The organism is Parabacteroides sp. HGS0025 (genome assembly GCF_000969845.1).
In the GTDB taxonomy this organism is placed as follows: Bacteria; Bacteroidota; Bacteroidia; order Bacteroidales; family Tannerellaceae; genus Parabacteroides; species Parabacteroides gordonii.
On the sequence record NZ_KQ033903.1, the window covers coordinates 1,234,145 to 1,253,716 of the forward strand.

The window sequence follows — 19,572 nt, forward strand, 5'->3', positions numbered from 1 at the left end:
ATGCGTATGAAACAAATGCTATTTACTCTGCTTTGTTTGTTTACCTTCAGTAACTTACAAGCCCAAACCGTGCCTACCGACGAGTTGTACGGGTTGGGAACCTGGGATGCCGACTCCCTGGGAAACCATCGGGTAGTCGTTTCGGTAGAGAAACCGTCGGATGCCGTGCTGGCAACGATCGAATGGCGTCGCCGTGATTTGAATCCGGAAGATAAGAATCTGATTGTGGTGGATGCTGCTACGGGAGAACGTATTACCAATGTATGCCGTTTTACAGTGAACCGGGAGAAAGGGGAAGTCGCTTTCCAACCGCAGACGGTTCCGGGCGAATATTATATCTATTACCTGAAGAATGTAATGAGCGGCAGCCCGTATTATCCGACCGTTAATTATCCGCCGTTCGAAAATACGGCTTCAGCCGATTGGGTGAAGAAGAATAAATTGTCGGGAAAGAAAGCGCCGTCGCTTCCGGCTGCGAAGGTGGTACAATTCCAAGCTATAAACCAGTTGAACAGTTTCTATCCGATGGAAGTGATTGCTACGGCTGATGAAACGGCCCGCTTACTGAAAGGGCGTTCGGGAGAAAAATATATCCTGTTTACCGAAGACCGGGAATATCCGATCCGTATGACGACCGATATTCCTTATAAATGGATTGCCGACGACCGTCACGACCATTTCAGCGGCCAGGCGGACAAGGGCGAATATTATGTTTTTCAGTTAGGTGTATGGGCTGCCCGTTCAAAGGTGGAGAACCTGCACGTAGACTTCTCTGCTCTGACAAATACAGCTACCGGCGAGCAGATTCCGGCCTCTTCATTTACCTGTTTCAATACGGAAGGAACGGATGTAACGGGTACTGTTTTCAAGAAAGACTGTTCTGTCGAGCAAGGCAAGGTTCAGGCGTTATGGATCGGAACCCAGTTGCCCGAACATCTTTCTTCGGGAACGTATCAGGGGACGGTTATTGTGTCTGCCGCCAATGCGGAAAGTAAGACTGTACAGGTTACGTTGAATGTCTCTAAGAATATAATAGCCAATCATGGGGATAATGAACCCTGGCGTCATTCCCGCTTACGTTGGCTGAACTCACAGATCGGTTTTGATGATGAGGTGATTGCTCCTTACACGCCATTAGTCCTGAAAGATAAAACGATCAGCTGTCTGGGACGTGAAGTGAAGCTGTCTTCTCTCGGACTACCGGCAGATATCACCAGTTACTTTAAAGAAACGATGACCGGTATCGGTACCGATGGCCGTTCTATCCTGGCCGCACCTATGGAACTGGCGGCAGACGGTGGTGCTTGGGAAAATCTGAACTTCGAAATCACAAAACATAAACAGGGAGCTATTGCCTGGAAGGCGTTGAACCAGAACAGCCGTTTTCTGATGGATCTGGAAGGACAAATGGAGTCGGATGGAAATATCGAATATAAGGTGACGCTGGTTGCCCGCGAAAATGCATCCGTCGAAGATATCGGTCTGCGTACTCATCTGGCTCCCGGCATCGGACGTTATATGATGGGACTGGGAGAGAAAGGCGGCTATTGTCCTAACGACCTGCGTTGGGAATGGGATGTTGAAAAGAACCAGGACGGCCCGTGGGTAGGCGATGTAAATGCCGGCCTTCAGATCCGTTTCTACGATAATAAATACGAGCGTCCGCTGAATACGAATTTCTATCATCAGAAGCCATTACATATGCCTCTGTCCTGGTGTAATAACGGAAACGGAGGTATCGACATTAATAACGCTTCCGACGGAACACGGATCAATGCTTATTCCGGCAAACGGGAAGTAAAGAAAGGCGATAAGCTGTATTACTATTTCAATGTGGCAATTACCCCGTTCCGCCCGATCGATACGGATAAGCAATGGCGCGAACGTTATTATCATAGTTATGACTTTATCGAAAAGGTAGAGAAGCTGGGTGCGAATGTGCTGAATATTCACCATGCAACGGGTATCAATCCGTTTATCAACTATCCGTTCCTTCGTACGAAGGAAATGAAGGCTTATATCGATGGCGCACATGCACGGGATATGAAGGTGAAGATCTATAATACTGTCCGCGAGTTGTCTAACAGTTGTGTGGAAATGTATGCCCTTCGCAGTCTGGGAAATGAGATCTTCTCGGAAGGCCCTGGCGGTGGTTTCTCCTGGTTGCAGGAGCATCTGGATCAAAATTATATCGGAGCCTGGTTCGTTCCCCACCTGAAAGATGCTGCGATTGTGAACAGTGGTGTTTCCCGTTGGCATAATTATTATCTGGAAGGACTCGACTGGCTGGTTCAGCATGTCGGTATTGACGGTCTGTATATCGATGACCTGGCATTCGACCGTATGACGATGAAACGTATCCGTAAGGTACTGAACCGTACGAATCCGGGCGCAATGATCGACCTGCATTCCGCTAATCAGTATAATCCGAAGGACGGTTTTGCCAACAGTGCCAATCTTTATCTCGAGCATTTCCCGTATCTGGATCGTTTGTGGTTCGGTGAATATTTTAATTATGACTTCCCGCCCGAATTCTGGCTGATTGAAGTATCCGGCATCCCTTACGGATTGATGGGTGAAATGCTGGAAGGCGGCGGCAACCCCTGGCGCGGAATGTTGTATGGCATGACCGGGCGTAGTCCGCGGGTAGACAATGGACCGTTGTGGCATCTTTGGGATTCATTCGGCATGCAGAAAAGTGAAATGATCGGCTACTGGGTGAAAGATAATCCGGTGAAGACGAACAGCGATAAGACATTGGCAACCATTTACAGCCACCCGGGAGAGAAGACCTTGATCTCGCTGGCTACCTGGGAAGATGGCGATGCTAAGGTCACTCTTTCTGTTGACTGGGCGAAACTGGGTCTCGATCCGTCGAAAGTAACGCTGTATGCTCCGGCCATAGCTGATTTCCAGACCGAAGCAACCTGGAAACCGGGTGATGAGATCACAGTACCAAAAGGGAAAGGCTTGTTAATTATTGCAAAATAACGCAGGCTGATATAGTATAATTGACAGTAAATGTACTCCTTAATTGTATAGGGGGAGAATTGCTCCCCCTATACAATTGTTTATTATTTAAAGAAATTACCATGAAAAAGATTCTCATCCTTCTTTGTGCAACCGCTATATTGCAACCTTTATCTGCACAACAACAGGCTACTGTTTCTGAAAGTGTACAAACGGTTAAAACCTACCCTTTCTCCGATCCTGATCCGGTGGCTGATCCTTCCGACCTGTTCTATCCCTATTTTCGTTTTGATGGCTTTGCCGCTAAAGGGGTGGATAAAGAGTGGAAAGTGGTGGCACTTGAAAATGACTATATCAAACTGACTCTTTTTCCCGAAATAGGAGGGAAGATCTGGGGAGCAGTGGATAAGACTTCCCAAAAGGAATTTATTTATAACAACCATGTCGTGAAGTTCCGTGATATTGCCATGCGTGGGCCGTGGACTTCCGGCGGTATTGAATTTAACTTCGGCATTATCGGTCATGCACCGACTTCCAGTACACCTATCGATTACCTGACCCGGAAGAAAGCCGACGGAAGCGTAAGCTGTTATGTATCTTCCTACGATCTGGTGACCCGTACGCTCTGGACAGTGGAAGTAAACTTACCGAAAGACAAAGCTTATTTTACAACAAAGACAACCTGGCATAACAGTTCTTCCATTGATCAGCCATATTATCAATGGATGAATGCGGGCTATAAGGCAGCCGGAAACGCACAGTTCTGTTATCCCGGAACTAATTATATCGGTCATGGGGGCGAACTATTTTCTTTCCCGCTCGATGAACAGGGACGTGATATCTCCTGGTATGAAAAGAATGATTTCGGAAATTCCAAATCCTATCATGTGCTGGGTAAATACAACGACTTCTACGGCGCTTATTGGCACGATGACGATTTCGGTTCCATCCATCATGCTGATTACGACGAGAAGCTGGGTATGAAGATATTCCTTTGGGGACTGTCCCGTGAAGGCGGTATCTGGGAAGACCTGCTGACAGATACGGATGGCCAGTATATCGAACTGCAATCCGGCCGCATGTATAACCAACCGGCGTCTAACAGCAGTTTTACCCCGTATAAACATACCGCATTCGGCCCGCAGGCAACCGACCAGTGGACAGAATACTGGTTTCCGGTGAAAGGCATAAAAGGCGTATCCAAAGCCGGACGTATCGGTGCGTTGAATGTGTTGAGGGAAGACGGTTTCCTGAAACTGTATTTCTCTCCGTTGCAACAGCTGTCCACAGAGATCAAGCTTTATGATGGTGATAAGATGGTTCGTTCCGTTCCTCTCCGTTGTGGCGTTTTGGAGACATGGAAGGATTCTGTTCCATTGGATAATGCGGTTGCTGCCGGAAAGCTGAAAGTGGTAGTCGGCAACGACCAGCTGGTTTATTCGGAAGTCCCGTCGGATAATATTACCAACCGCCCGAAACAATTGCCGTCGGACTTTGACTGGAATTCTGTTTACGGCCTTTATACACAGGGCGATCAGTGGATGAACCAGAAAGTATATGATAAGGCAGAGAAATACCTCTCCGCTTCATTGGAGAAAGATCCTTATTTCCTTCCGGCTTTGACAAGCCTGGCTTCCCTGTATTACCGGGAAGGACGGTACGAAGAAGCATTGAAGCATTGCCGTACGGCGTTGAGCATTAATACGTATCAGGGAGAAGCCAACTATCTGTATGGCTTATGTAACAAGGCGCTTGGAAATAATACCGATGCTAAGGACGGTTTCTCTGTTGCTTCTTATTCCCCGTCGGTACGCAGTGCCGCTTACGAGAAACTGGCTGAAATGTTCCTGCTTGACAAGAACTGGGCAAAAGCTGAACATTATGCCTTGCAAAGTAAGGAGTTCAACCAAATGAATTTGAGTGCCGATCATGTTTTAATGGTAGTTTATCGTAAGACGAACCAACTGGAGAAAGCAAAAGCGCTTATCGAACCGTTGCTGGAGGGGCTTCCGTTGTACCATGCTGCACGTTTTGAACAACTCTATCAGGGCGACGGCTCCGGACATCCGATAGATGATTTTCAGTCATTGATCCGCAACGAACTTCCTTTCGAAACTTATATGGAGCTGGCTGAATGGTACGAATCGGTCGGTTGCACGGAAGAGGCTTTGTCTCTCTTGTCCTGTGCCGGCAACTATCCGGTTGCCCTCTACAAACAGGCTTACCTGTTGCACCGGACAGGCAATGACGCTGAAAGCCTCCGCGTGCTGCAACGGGCTAATGAAGCTTCTCCGGAGATGGTCTTCCCTTTCCGTCCCAGTTCTTTGGAAGCATTGAAGTGGGCTGAAACGGTTCGTCCCGACTGGAAGATCGGTTATTATCAGGGTCTTATTTATTGGGCAAACCAGAATAAGGAGAAAGCACTCGAACTCTTTAATGGCTGTGGTGAAGCGGATTATGCTCCTTTCTACCTGAGCCGTGCGTCATTGAAGAGCGGCGAAGCCCGGTTGGCCGACCTGCTGAAAGCGGAGCAGACAGAAATGTCATGGCGCACCGGTTTTGCATTGATCAACTATTATATCTCCAATAACCAATGGCAGCAAGCGGTTGAAACAGGAAAGAAATACACTAAAAAGTATCCGTCGAACTACTATATCGGTTTGAAGTATGCAAAAGCATTGTGTGAGACAGGCCAGTATCAGCCGTGTATCTCCTTATTAAGTAAGATACAGGTTCTTCCCAATGAAGGTTCTTATGCCGGACGGGCTGTCTACCGTGAAGCCAATTTGTATAAGGCAATGGAACAACTGGGTAAAAAGAGTTATAAACAGGTTTTGAAGAATGTGGAAACATCGAAGGAATGGCCGGAAAACTTAGGCGTAGGCAAGCCTTACGACAATATGATCGACAGTCGCCTGGAAGATTATATGGAAGCGCAGGCATATGCGGGATTGGGCGATAAGCAGAAAGCGGAAGCTTTATTGGCATCGGTTGCCGGATATCCTTCTAGCCGTTCTCATTTCGGTTCCGGAAATCTATTGAGTGCACTTGCTTTGCGTGAATCGGGAAAACAGGCCGAAGCGGATCGTATGGTGGCTTCATGGGCTACCGGCTTCCCGGAAAACCGTATCGCCCAGTGGTGCGCCGCCATTTATAACGGTGAAAAGGAGAAAGCCGCCGGAATGCTTAAATCCCGTAACGATCAGGCGGATACTACGCCGTGGGAAACTTCTTTCCGCGACGCGAACTTTGATTTGATCGTCCGTCTGTTTTCAAATGACGGTAATAGCTTCCGCAAATAGTTTCTCTATAGTGAAACAGTTGTTTCTTCTAGGTGAAACAACTGTTTCATGCCTATGAAACTTTTCTTTTACCTATAGGATACCGCATAGATATATGGAACCGATGATAGCTGTATAGGCGTTGGAACTTGTCTAATCTTAAATTAAAAATAGTATGTGCAGAATAATTAATCTTCTGTTTGGCTTGCTGCTGGTTTTTCCGGTAATGGGACAAACCGGTCAGAGAACTTCTAATCCGGACGATCCTTCCAGGATAACGACAAACCGCAAAGATGGTCGTTTCTTAAGCTCGAGAGGAACTGTCCAGTATATGTTGAAAGAGATGAAACCGGCGTATGCATTCAATCCGGATTTTACTGAAACTGAATTTAAAGAATGGCAGGCCGGCTTACGCTCTGCAATGCAAGAGCTGATGCATTTCCCGGAGATCGCGGATTCACCCGCCCCTGTTTGTGTCAGGACAGTAAAGCGGGATGGTTACCGGATCGAGAAATGGGAGTCTTATCCGTTGCCCGGTAGCGTTGTTCCCTATCTGGTTTTGATACCGGATGGTGTCGGTTCCGGACATAAAGTTCCTGCTATGCTTTGTATACCCGGATTTGGTGGTAGCAAAGAGGGGCTGGCAGGTGAGACGGAGGGCGATTATGAACTGGCTTCATCACCTGTGGAACCGGTAAAAAAGAATGCGATGGCTTTACATTATGTAAAAAAGGGTTTTGTTGCGGTCGCTGTGGATAATCCGTCATGTGCCGAACTTTCGGACAACGGGCATTTCGACTATCTCAACACCTCGCGTATCCTGCTGGAGATGGGATGGAGTTATCTGGGCCTTACCGCCTGGCAGGACTGGAATATCCTTAACTGGATGAAAACACAAAACTATGTGGATAAAGAACGGATTATTGTCAGCGGTTTCTCTTTGGGAACCGAGCCGTTAATGGTTCTGGGAGCTTTGGATCCTTCAATCTATGCCTTTGTTTATAATGATTTTATGTGCCGTACGCTCGAACGGATACTCGTAATGACCCAGCCGGATTCGAAGGGAGTTCGTCCTTTCCCCAACTCGATCGAACACCTGATCCCCGGTTTTCTGAAGCAATTCGACTTTCCCGATCTGGTTGCCGCTTTGGCTCCCCGCCCGGTGATCTGTACCGAAGGCGGATTGGATCGTGATTTCAACCTCATAAAGAAAGCGTATCGGTTGTCAGGTAAACCGGATAACTTTACCTTCTATCATTATAAAAAGTTTGCCGATCCGAAAGACCGGAAACAACTGGAGCAGGTTCCGGAAGGAGTGGATCGGGATACTTACTTTAATCTGGCGAATGTAGATCCGAAGAATCATTATTTTAAAGAAGAATGGGTATTGCCCTGGCTGGATGAGTTATTGAAGTAGATTTATTTTACTTATATTTGTAGCATCTAATTAATTATCAATTCTAATAGCATGGAAAACATTTCAAGAAGAACTGCAATTAAGACCGCATTAGTTGGAGGAGCAGCGATAGCTGTATCCGGCCTGGAGGCTGCAAATCCGGCAAAAAAGAAAAAAGCGGAAGCTCCCCAACCCCTGAAAGGGAATATCCGCCATTCCGTAAGTAAATGGTGCTTTGGCGATTATGAGTTGGAAGAGTTTTGCGAAATATGTAAGAAGATTGGTATCGAATCCATCGAATTGCTCGATCCGAAGGACTGGCCAATCGTTCAGAAGCACGGCCTTACCGTGGCGATGGCACAGGGTGCCGGCCTGGGTATCGACAGAGGATTCAATGATCCGAAGCTGCATGACGAGTTAGTTGCCAGCTATGAACAGGTGATCCCGTTGGTCGCCGAAGCCGGACTGACCAATCTGATCTGCTTCTCCGGTAAACGGAATGGACTGACAGACCTGCAAGGTTGGGAAAATTGCGAAAAGGGTTTGAAACGCCTGATGCCGCTGGCTGAAAAACATAATGTAGTCCTTACTATGGAATTGCTGAACAGCGTAGGGCATAAAGACTATCAGTGTGACCATACGGTCTGGGGTGTTGAATTATGCCGCCGTGTAGGATCTCCTAACTTCAAATTGTTGTATGATATCTACCACATGCAGATTATGGAAGGAAATATCATTGAAAATATTCAAAAATATCACGAATATTTCTCCCATATCCATACCGGAGGTAATCCGGGTCGTGCAGAGATAGATGAGACACAGGAACTCTATTATCCGGCTATCATGAAAGCGATAGTAGAAACCGGCTATAAAGGATTTGTAGGGCAGGAGTTTGTTCCCCGCCAGCCGGATAAGATCGCTTCCCTTGAAAAATGTATCCGTATCTGTGATGTCTGATCAAATGAGTAAGATAAGAATGATACAGCTTTGCATCCTGTTGTTCGCTCTCGTGTTCGCAGGATGTAAACCCGAAGGATCGTTTACTCCGGGTGAATTGTGGCCGGACAATAACGGCGTGCATATTAACGCTCACGGTGGCGGTATCTTGCATGTCGGAGATACTTATTACTGGTTTGGTGAACATAAGACGGAAGGAACTGCCGGGAATAATGCGTTGGTGGGTGTCCATTGCTATTCTTCCAAAGATTTATATAACTGGAAAGATGAAGGCGTCGCTTTATCCGTTGTGAAAGACGATCCTACGCATAGTATTGCGGAAGGTTGTATCCTGGAGCGTCCCAAGGTGATCTATAATAAGAAGAATAATAACTATGTGATGTGGTTCCATCTGGAACCTAAAGGAGCTGGTTATTCCGGTGCGCTTAGCGGTATCGCTGTCAGCGACCAGGCGGCAGGCCCTTATAAATTTCTCCGTGCCGTTCGTCCGAATGCCGGTTACTGGCCGCAGAATGTGCAGGATGTACATAAGACTAAGGTGCCTTTGACTGATCGTGAAGGTTTTACAGGCGGTAGTCTGCCTGCACATCCCGATAGCCTGAACCTCTTGGGACGGGATATGGAAGGCGGCCAGATGGCACGCGATATGAATCTTTTCGTAGACGACGATGGTAAAGCGTATCATATCTACTCTTCCGAGGAGAATAGTACATTGCATATCTCTCAACTGACAGATGATTATACAAACTATTCCGGTACTTATTCCCGCTTCTTCCCCGGACGTTTTATGGAGGCGCCGGCCATGTTCAAACGTGACGGTAAATATTATCTGATCATGTCCGGTTGTACAGGTTGGGCACCGAATGCCGGTCGTTCGGCTGTAGCTTCTTCTATCTGGGGGCCTTGGGAAGAACTTGAAAATCCGTTTGTCGGACCAGATGCCGATCTTTCTTTCCATTCGCAGAGTACGTATGTATTGCCTGCTCCGGGCAAACCGGGACAGTTCATCTATATGGGCGACCGCTGGACTCCCGAGAATGCGATCGATGGCCGTTATATCTGGCTTCCCATCCGCTTTGAAGGTGACCAGCCTGTCATAGAATGGCAGGATAAATGGAGCTACTGATTTTTTTTATAAATTCATCAGGGCCATATCAATAAATTGATTTAATCTTGATTAATTTTGCAGCTTCGCTTTCGCGGGGCTGCAAAATTTGTTTTGTGGCAATAGATCTTTAATACATAATAAACATTTGAAATGAAACCTTCTTTATCAGTTACTTCACGACAATTAATGTGGAGGGAAATGCATGATTATCTGATGATCGCTCTGGGAATGCTTTCCTATGCCATTGGGTGGACTGTCTTTCTGTTGCCCAATGACATTACTACCGGAGGGGTGCCGGGTATTGCTTCTATTGTATATTGGGCAACCGGCCTGAATGTACAGTATACCTATTTTGCGATTAACGGTGGCCTGCTGATCGCTTCTCTGGTTGTTCTTGGATGGAAGTTCAGTGTGAAAACTATTTTTGCCGTATTGGTCATGACTTTTATCCTGCCTATTATCCAGAGTGCGACATCCGGTTTGCACTTACTTGGTGATCAGCCGTTCATGGCTTGTGTGATCGGTGCTTCTTTTTGTGGAAGTGGTATCGGTATCGCTTTTTCTGCCAACGGCAGTTCGGGAGGTACGGATATTATTGCCGCAATCATCAATAAGTACCGTGACATTACATTGGGACGTGTGATCCTGATGACGGATATGATTATTATTTCTTCCAGTTATTTCGTACTGCACGATTGGGAGAAGGTTGTTTATGGTTTCGCCACCCTTTATATTTCCAGTTTTGTGCTCGACCAGGTGGTGAACAGTGCGCGTCAGTCTGTACAGTTCTTCATCATTTCCAAGCAATATGAAGAGATTGGACGCCGTATCAATAAAGATCTGCACCGTGGGGTGACGGTGATTGACGGAACCGGACTGTACACCGGCTTGGGGATTAAGATGATGTTCGTTCTGGCCAAAAAGCGCGAATCGACCACTATCTTCCGCTTGATCAAGGATATAGACCCGGAAGCATTCGTTTCACAGAGTTCTGTTATCGGGGTATATGGGGAAGGGTTCGACCATATTAAAGTGAAATAATGACTCTCTATAATAACTTTTACTCAGGCACGGATCTCACAAATTCCGTGCCTGAATAGTTTGTTGAAAAGCTTTTGTACATAGTTTTCCCCACTACAATGGGGATAATGCCCCACTATAATGGGTATGAATCCCCGCTTATATGGGGAAAACTCCCCACTCTAAAAAAATAAATGGGGAATTTTGATGACAATTTAGGACATTCATTCTTCTTCCCAATTTAACCTATTATAATAAAAATGAGTTATATTTGCAGTTGTTGGTGTGTTTGTTCTAACAGAAGTATTTCCAAAATTATAGGTAGATATTTATATGCAAATATCCGATGAGAAATTATGGGGATTATGTTTGACAGGGGATAGGGAGGCTTTCAAGGAAATTTATTGCCGTTTCTATTTTTTGTTATTTAACTATGGTTCCAAACTTGTTTCTGATAAGGATTTGGTAAAGGATTGTATTCAGGATGTTTTCATTAAACTAATTCAGAATAGCGGTTCTCTTTCTTTTTCCTCTAATGTAAAAGGGTATCTAATTAAAGCATTGCGTAATAAGTTATACGATGCATTGGAAAAAGAGAGGTTAACCGAAAATATTACTCTTTATGAAGAAATATTTATAACAGATGAACTATTGTTGTTGTTTCCCTTTGACGATTCGGTGTCGGATTATCGTGTTAAACGGTTAATGCAGGTTTTCACCCAACTGTTGCCCCATCAGCAGGAGATAATCTATCTGTATTATGTGAATGAACTTAAGCATGAAGAAATAGCAGAGATTATGGGAATAAATTATCAGTCGAGCAAGAATCTGTTATTTAGGTCTTTATCTGCTCTTAGGAGATTATATCTAGAAAATAATTGATTTTATTAAAATAAAGTGAGTACCAAATAAGATTTTTCCCGTTATAAAAATAAGAGAAGTTTATCGTGGATAAAGAACAAAATATATTAGATAAGAAATCATTTAAACAGGCGAGGTAAGACTTTTAGAAGGTTCATGAGACCGAGCAAGGTGACAGGCAGTCTGAATATACCATTATGGATACGCAAATGGATAAAGATAAATATAATCTACAGTTTGAAGTATTGGATGGTAATACTTATTTACTGACTGATGGCAACAAAGTATATGTCTGTATGTTTTCTCTTGGTGGACCTTTATCAATCCGAAGTTTATTATGTTCCGAAATCTGATTTAAAACAAATATTGAAGCGAATAGTATTAATAACCTGTAAAAACTATTTTTATGAAAAAGGAAGTAATTATTGCTGCGATCACTTGCTTGTTAGGAGTGAGTTTTAATGGACAAGCTGTTAAGTTGGAAGAAAATTTGTCTGTACAACAGAGTGTCGATTTGGAAGAGCGACAAAGGATGACAAGAGTTATTCAATATTGGGTCCCAAGGTGGCATACTGAAGGATATACTGTAGAGATGTATAAAGATTTTAAGTATATGCGAATTTTACCGGATAAAATTATAAGTCGTTTTGAGAGATGTTTGCAAATATATGCGAACAAGAAATATCCTATAGATGAATTTTCTTTTGTTATTTATAAAAGACAAGATTCTTCTTCTACTACTTATAAAGTGATGGGAGTTGAGGATACAAATGTTGCTCCTCCTGTTAAATTTATGGAAGCTGATATATGTACGTGGTTGGATCACGGGCATGAAAGTCCATCTACAGAGCATTAAAAGTTTCTCTGACACTGTTCTCAATATTGTGTAAATAGAAAGCTTCAGGATTCAAATTTTATATTTGAATCCTGTTTTTTTATATAGCCAAAAACTGATTAAAAGCCTCCAGTTCCAATTTTATTTTTGTCATTAATGAAATGAAAGGGGGTTGCTTTCATATGACAGTAAAGGATTGGGTTATTTTTTGTATGTTTTTTGTCTTTCTATTTTTGTGGTCGAATTCAATGTATGTGCATATAAAGAGGATACTTCAGCCTCTGTGGTTCTGGTGAACGGAAGTGTGGAGGTTCGGATGGGTAGGAATAAAAAATCACAGCTTTCTCCCAGCCAGCGGATTGAAATCGATGAGAAGGGTTCGAATATAAGCGAAGTAGATGTATTTGAATATATTTGTTGGAAAGATAATATGATGTTACTGAACGGTCGGAAAGCTGGAGAGACTCTCGACCGTCTTTCGCGCTATTATGGACGTGGTATCTGGTATAATGAAGAAATAGGAAATATTCCTCTTTCCGGAAAACTGGACTTGCGTGAGAACATAGAAGATGTGATCAATATCCTTTGCCAGTCTTTGTTCCTGCAATACAAAACTGATGCGAACAATAACATAATAATATCAAAATAGAATGCCTATGTGAAAGTCGTCAAATGAAAAAACGAACCGAATGATACGGCCATATCACCCGGTTCAATAGTTTTTGTTTAATCTATTAATTTATGTATCAAAGAAAAAACATTACAAATGTATGAAAAAGAATGAAGAATTCAGCCGAAAACCGGCTCATTTTCTTAAAAGTGCATGTCTAGCCTTATGTCTGGTAAGTTATGGAGGATCTGCTATCTGTGCAGCATCAGTCTATGCGGAGCAAACCACATTGACTGTCCGCATGAACAACCGGACTGTAAAAGATGTATTTAATTACATTGAAAAGAACAGTGAATTTATTTTTGTGTACCATGGTTCAAATATTAATTTGAACAGGAGGGTGAGTGTGGACGTTAACAGCAAACCTGTTGAAACCATTTTGGATAATATGTTTGCCGGAACGGATATTGAGTATATTATTAATGACCGTCAGATTATCATCCGTAGAAATGAAACGAAAGTAAAGCAAATGCCTGTGGCGGCTCCTCAACAGGAAAAGAAAATTACTGTAACAGGAAATGTCAAAGATGGGACAGGCGAGCCACTGATCGGTGTGAATGTCTTGGTGAAAGGTACAACTATCGGTGGTATAACGGATATAGATGGTAATTTCTCTTTATCGGAAGTGAATCCCGATGCAACGATCAGTATTTCTTATATAGGTTACAGAACACAAGATATTGCGTTGAAAGGGAAAAGTGCGCTGAATATCACCCTGAGCGAAGATAGCGAATCGCTGGATGAAGTGGTTGTTATCGGTTACGGTACACAGAAGAAAGTGGATTTATCCGGAGCGGTGGCAACTGTTTCAACAAAAGTATTGGAAAACCGTCCGGTTTTGACAGTCGGACAAGCTCTGCAGGGATCGGTTGCTAACATGACAGTTTCGATCGGTAGTGGTCAGGCTACGGATTCTCCAACATTTAACATACGTGGTACAACCTCTATTAACGGTGGTGATCCGTTGATCGTTATCGATGGAGTAGTTTCTACCTCGGAAGAATTAAACCGTATGAATCCTTCCGATATTGGAAGCATCTCCGTTCTGAAGGACGCTGCTTCGGCTGCTATCTATGGTTCACGTGCAGCATTCGGTGTAATTTTGGTGACAACGAAGACGGCAGGACAGGAAAAACTGACCGTTAATTATAGTAACAATTTTGCCATGCGTAAGTTGAGTAGTATGGCAGAGGTGATTACTGACCCTTATACAGTGGCAACGGCACGTAATGATTTCTACTATCCCTGGGGTGTTAATCATAATCAAGAAGAGTTAGAATATGCGAAACGTGTTTCGTCTGATCCGAGCGTATCTCCTTATTTCTTGAAGCCGGATGGAACTTATGCTTATTTCGGTCAGACCGATTGGTTTGGTGAAGCCTATAAAAACCTGGCATTCTCAACGAACCACACTGTCGATGTCTCTGGAAAGACCGACCGTCTGAACTACTATTTCTCTGCCGGTTATAACTTCCAGGATGGTATGGTTTCGCAAGGAACAGATAAGTTCAACCGATACAATCTTCGTTCCAAACTGGACTTCAAACTGACTGATTGGTGGACGTTGGGCAATAATACTAGTTTGGTAATTTCTGATTATGATGCTCCTTACTTTTTGGGAGATGATTATTATTGGGCTGTGAACCGTCGTAATGCATTGGTGCCTATAAAGAATCCGGATGGTTCTTATACTGAAGACGGCGCCGCTATCATGGGACGTTTTGCGGAAGGCGGACGTAAGAAAGAAAACAAAACAACTTTGACAACGCAGTTTACGACTAAGCTGGACATTATTAAAGATGTTCTTTTTGTTAACGGTTCGTTTGCCTATGTCGCTAACCGGAATAATAAGGACGGTGCGCAATTGTCTGTTCCTTACCGGAAAGGTCCGGAAACTCCTATTCTGTATCAGAACTCGGTTTCTTCCGCTTTCTTCGATAATACGGAAGCGTCAACGGTTACTTTCGATGCGTATGCAACTTTCCATAAGTTGTTTAATGACAAGCACGATTTCACGGCGATGGCGGGTTACAACCAGGAAAGCTGGAGTGAATCTTATGAGTATGCTCAGCGCAAAGAGCTGATTACTGACGGACTGCCTACACCGAATCTGGCTACGGGTGACATGACTGTTACTCAACGTATCAGAGAGTTGTCTTTCCGAAGTGTTTTTGGGCGTTTGAATTATACGTATGATAATCGTTATATCTTGGCGGTGAATGCCCGTTATGATGGAACCTCACGTTTCCCGACAGATTCCCGCTTTGTGTTCAACCCGTCCGGATCTGCTGCATGGGTCATTTCACAGGAAGGTTTCTTTGAGCCTCTTAGAGATGTGGTTAACTTCCTGAAATTACGTTTTTCTTATGGTAGTTTGGGTAATCAATATCTGAAAGACAATTATTATCCTTATTTGGCAACGATGAGTTCCGATAAGTCGAAAGTTATATTGGATGGCAAACAACCTGTCTATGTTTCTTCTCCGGGATTGGTTGCCGGCGACTTAACTTGGGAAACGGTGACGACTGCTGACTGGGGTATGGATGTCAACTTCTTCAATAATCGTTTGACGGCAACAGTTGATGGGTATATTCGTCGTACGAAAGACATGTTGAGAAGCGGTGCGAAGCTGCCATCAGTATTGGGAACGGATGTTCCGTTAGAAAATGCTGCCGACTTGAAGACTACCGGTTGGGATTTAACAATCAGCTGGCGTGACCAATTTAAGTTGGCAGGCAAGCCGTTCAACTATGGTGCAAGCTTTAATATTGGTGACAGTCGTTCAAAGATTACAAAATATGCCAATGAAACAGGTAGCTTAGGCGATCATTATGTAGGCAAAGAATGGGGTGAAATCTGGGGGCTGGTGAATGATGGTTTCTTTACTTCTCAGGAAGATATCAATAACAGTGCCGACCATACAGAGGTTGATCCGTATCCCGGTACACCTCCTATGGCTCCTGGTGACGTTAAATATAAAGATTTAAACGGCGATGGCAAGATTAATAAAGGCGCTAACACATTGGCCGACCATGGTGACTATACGGTCATAGGTAATGATCAGGCTCGTTATGCTTTCGGTTTCACTGCTAATGGCGATTGGAACGGATTCGATTTCAGTATATTTATACAGGGTATTATGAAAAAGGATTATTATCCGACTCGTGACCCGTATTTCTGGGGTATGTATTTTGATCCGTGGACAAATCTTACGTATGGTAACTACAATGACCATTGGACAACAGAAAATCCGAATGGATTCTTTCCGCGTGTCAAGTCTTATCAAGCGTATGTTACTGATAGGGGACTTGCTATTCCGCAGACACGTTACTTGCAGAATGCAGCCTATGCCCGTTTGAAGAACCTGACGTTTGGTTATACGCTTCCGCAGAAATGGGTGGAAAAGGTTAATATCAGTCGCCTTCGTATTTTCTTCTCCGGCGATAACCTGTGTGAAATCACTGGTCTTTACAAATACTATAAGATGGATCCGGAATGTTTGGGCGGACAGATTTATCCGTTGCAGCGCTCCTATTCTTTCGGTTTAAATGTTACATTCTAATTTTAGCAAGACATAAGTTATGATCAAGAATAATATAAAAATATGGATGTTCGGGTGCATCGGTTTTTTAGGTTTAAGCGGATGTAACGACTCTTTTCTGGAAAAACATCCGGAAACTTCAATCACGGAAGACGGTTTTTTCAACAATACTAGTGACTTGGAAGCCTATACAAACGGTTTGTATGAGAAGATTACTTCGGGTTATACGGATGCTCCTTCCGATAATATGATTTATACGGAAAGTAAGGATATTTACAGCATGATGCGCGGAGAGGTGAACCCGGATAACCGGAGTACCTGGGATTGGGAAGATATTCGGGATGTCAATTTTATGTTGGCCAGAGCCGACAAGGCACAAGGTGATCCTGCTGAAATTAATCATTATATCGGATTGGCTCGTATGTTCCGTGCGAAACTGTATTATGACAAGGTTTTGTCTTTTTCAGATGTGCCTTGGTATAGTCGTGACTTGCAGACAACAGATAAGGATTTGCTTTATAAAACACAAGATCCCCGCTCATTGGTCGTAGATTCTATCATGGCAGATTTGGAGTTTGCTGTTAATAATATGACAAACGGAACCAGCCGGACTCGTTGGTTTAAGAATGGTGCTTTGGCCATGCAGGCTCGTATTGCCCTGGATGAAGGCTGCTGGCGCAAATATCATCCGGAATTGAACCTGAATGACTCAGAGCGTTTCTTGCAGGTGGTGGTAGAAGCTTGCCAAAAGATTATGGATTCAGGCATGTATGAATTGTCAACAGCCAAATCTGGTGAGATAGATGCTTATGAAGCCTTGTTCTGTAGTCAGGATTTGAGTAACAATAAGGAAATGATTATTTATGAGGATTATGATAAAGCATTGGGACGTACTCATAATGCCGGAGGATCATTATTCGACTTCAATTCCAGTATGTCACGTGATTTAATGGAAGATTATCTGGTGGTAGAAGATGGAAAAACGAAACGATTCCAGGATATATCGGGGTATGCAACTAAAAAATATACAGAGGTGTTCGAAAATCGAGATCCTCGTATGCGACAGACTTTTATGACACCGGGTTTTGTTCGGGCAGATAAAGTAGATGCATATCGTCCGAAGTTAACTATGGGTGGTTATCCGCAAGTGAAATTCTCCCCTCGTACAGCTGATCAAATAACTTGGAATAACTCCTATACAGACCTTCCTTTGATTCGTTATGCCGAAGTATTGTTGATGTATGCCGAAGCAAAGGCTGAACTGGGAGAGTTAACGCAGGATGATATAGATCGGACGATCAATTTGTTACGTGATCGTGTAGGAATGCCACGTGCTTCATTGACTGATTGGTTAAGTAATATAGACCCGGTTCAAGCCAATCGTTATTCGAATGTTTCTTCCTCACAAAAAGGAGCGGTTTATGAGATACGCCGTGAACGTCGTATTGAGTTGGCTTGTGAAGGTTTTCGTTATGGTGATTTGAGACGTTGGGGCTGTGGTAAATTGCTTGCCAACGTTCCGGAAGGTGTTTATTTGGAACCAGGCTATTTGGATGTGACTGGTGATGGACAACCGGATTATGCTATCGTAGCTACAAAGGCAGATGCAGATGCTATTCCCCAGGAGGATAAGGATAAATATAATTTGCAGGTTGAAATATTGGATGGTAATACGTATTCGCTTACCAATGGTGATAAGGGATATGTTCGCATGATTTCACAAGTTGGTCGATGGACCTTTGTTGATCCTAAATATTACTATACTCCGATTGCAACTGAAGACTTGACTTATAATCCGAACTTGGTTCAGAACCAATACTGGAAGTGATGTTTTATTGCTTCTTACTCTCAGTAAGAGCTGATAATTCTTATATCTCAAAAGCTGTATCTTTTGCATTAACAGATACAGACTTTTGAGATATATTTTTGATTCGTTTTTATCTTTCTATCTTTGTGGTTGAATTATATTAATATCGATAAGTTATATACATGAAAACACAAATTCTTACCAGTGTTACATTGGTAATACTCCTTCTGGGCATGTTCACCTCTTGTTCAGAACAACAAAAAGAGCAGCACCTCACCGTCCTCTCCTGGAATATCTGGCATGGCGGACATTCTAAAACCTATGGGCAGAAAGCCTGTGACGGGATTATCGGCGTACTGAAGAAAAGTCAGGCCGATGTCATCCTGATGGTCGAAACCTACGGATCCGCCCCTATGGTGGCCGATTCGCTGGGCTATAACTATCACCTGATATCGGATAATCTCTGTATCTACAGCCGCTATCCGATCGTAAAGAAATATGCATTCCCCGATCAGATCGGGACATTCAACTTCGGCGGGGTGGAGATCGATATGGACGGTACACCTGTCCGCCTGTTCGATACCTGGATACATTACCTACCCGATATGCGTCTTGTTCCGACAGACAAAACGGAAGAAGAGATACTGGCCTGGGATGATGCCGGCACTCGCGACGAAGAGATCCGTAAGATCCTTTCCGTCCTGAAACCGATGATCGCAGAAACCGACAGTATTCCTCTTATCATGGGCGGCGACTTCAACAGCCATTCGCATCTCGACTGGACGGAAGCGACCAAAGATCTGTATAACCACGGTGGTGCCGTTGTCAATTGGACTGTCTCCAAGGAGATCGCAGCCGCTAACTTTAAAGACAGCTTCCGTGAGATCAACCCCGACCCGGTAAAAAATATCGGAACTACCTGGCTGACTGATGCCGACTCGCTGGAAACCGTCAACCGCCAGGATCGCATTGACTTCATCTATTATCAGGGCAAGACCATACAGGCTATCGAGTCTGAATGCTATGATAATATCCTCGGTGAAACGTTTTCCTTCAAGGGAGAAGATTTCTTCTATGCTTCCGATCACGGATTTGTACTGACAACCTTTAAAATCAAGAAATAATC

General features: G+C 43.9%; 12 protein-coding genes. All 12 read left to right on the plus strand.

Translation table 11 applies throughout. The features are described 5' to 3' along the window. The first annotated feature begins 6 nt into the window (after positions 1-6). The 12 genes from HMPREF1212_RS21685 to HMPREF1212_RS21740 all read left to right on the plus strand — a co-directional run bounded on the left by HMPREF1212_RS21685 (position 7) and on the right by HMPREF1212_RS21740 (position 19,570). The gene (locus tag HMPREF1212_RS21685; protein ID WP_046151294.1) at positions 7-2,991 is read left to right on the plus strand and encodes a glycoside hydrolase domain-containing protein; all 2,985 of its coding nucleotides are present in this window, start codon (positions 7-9) and stop codon (positions 2,989-2,991) included. A 101-nt stretch (positions 2,992-3,092) separates the two neighbouring features. Continuing rightward, the gene (locus HMPREF1212_RS21690; RefSeq protein WP_046151053.1) at positions 3,093-6,272 is read left to right on the plus strand and encodes a DUF5107 domain-containing protein; all 3,180 of its coding nucleotides are present in this window, start codon (positions 3,093-3,095) and stop codon (positions 6,270-6,272) included. A gap of 154 nt (positions 6,273-6,426) precedes the next feature. Continuing rightward, positions 6,427-7,668: an alpha/beta hydrolase family protein gene (locus tag HMPREF1212_RS21695; protein WP_052725079.1), complete on the plus strand. Its 1,242-nt coding sequence runs from the start codon at positions 6,427-6,429 to the stop codon at positions 7,666-7,668. Between the two features lie 51 nt (positions 7,669-7,719). Then, positions 7,720-8,604, plus strand: coding sequence for a hydroxypyruvate isomerase family protein (locus HMPREF1212_RS21700; protein ID WP_046151054.1), 885 nt, complete (start codon positions 7,720-7,722; stop codon positions 8,602-8,604). A gap of 19 nt (positions 8,605-8,623) precedes the next feature. Further along, positions 8,624-9,730: a glycoside hydrolase family 43 protein gene (locus HMPREF1212_RS21705; protein WP_232430203.1), complete on the plus strand. Its 1,107-nt coding sequence runs from the start codon at positions 8,624-8,626 to the stop codon at positions 9,728-9,730. Positions 9,731-9,862: 132 nt separating this feature from the next. Further along, complete coding sequence (locus HMPREF1212_RS21710; protein WP_028730155.1) at positions 9,863-10,753, plus strand: YitT family protein; 891 nt, start codon at positions 9,863-9,865, stop codon at positions 10,751-10,753. 312 nt (positions 10,754-11,065) lie between these two features. Continuing rightward, positions 11,066-11,614, plus strand: a complete 549-nt coding sequence (locus HMPREF1212_RS21715) for an RNA polymerase sigma factor (protein WP_046151055.1) — start codon at positions 11,066-11,068, stop codon at positions 11,612-11,614. 385 nt (positions 11,615-11,999) lie between these two features. Next, positions 12,000-12,449, plus strand: coding sequence for a hypothetical protein (locus HMPREF1212_RS21720; protein WP_046151056.1), 450 nt, complete (start codon positions 12,000-12,002; stop codon positions 12,447-12,449). Between the two features lie 214 nt (positions 12,450-12,663). Continuing rightward, on the plus strand, positions 12,664-13,077 hold the full coding sequence (locus HMPREF1212_RS21725; protein ID WP_232430179.1) for a FecR family protein: 414 nt from the start codon (positions 12,664-12,666) through the stop codon (positions 13,075-13,077). A 121-nt stretch (positions 13,078-13,198) separates the two neighbouring features. Then, entirely contained in the window at positions 13,199-16,660 is a 3,462-nt protein-coding gene (locus HMPREF1212_RS21730; protein ID WP_046151057.1) for a TonB-dependent receptor, read from the plus strand. Positions 16,661-16,679: 19 nt separating this feature from the next. Further along, on the plus strand, positions 16,680-18,467 hold the full coding sequence (locus tag HMPREF1212_RS21735) for a RagB/SusD family nutrient uptake outer membrane protein (RefSeq protein WP_046151058.1): 1,788 nt from the start codon (positions 16,680-16,682) through the stop codon (positions 18,465-18,467). 161 nt (positions 18,468-18,628) lie between these two features. Further along, positions 18,629-19,570: an endonuclease/exonuclease/phosphatase family protein gene (locus tag HMPREF1212_RS21740; RefSeq protein ID WP_046151059.1), complete on the plus strand. Its 942-nt coding sequence runs from the start codon at positions 18,629-18,631 to the stop codon at positions 19,568-19,570. Positions 19,571-19,572: the final 2 nt, after the last annotated feature.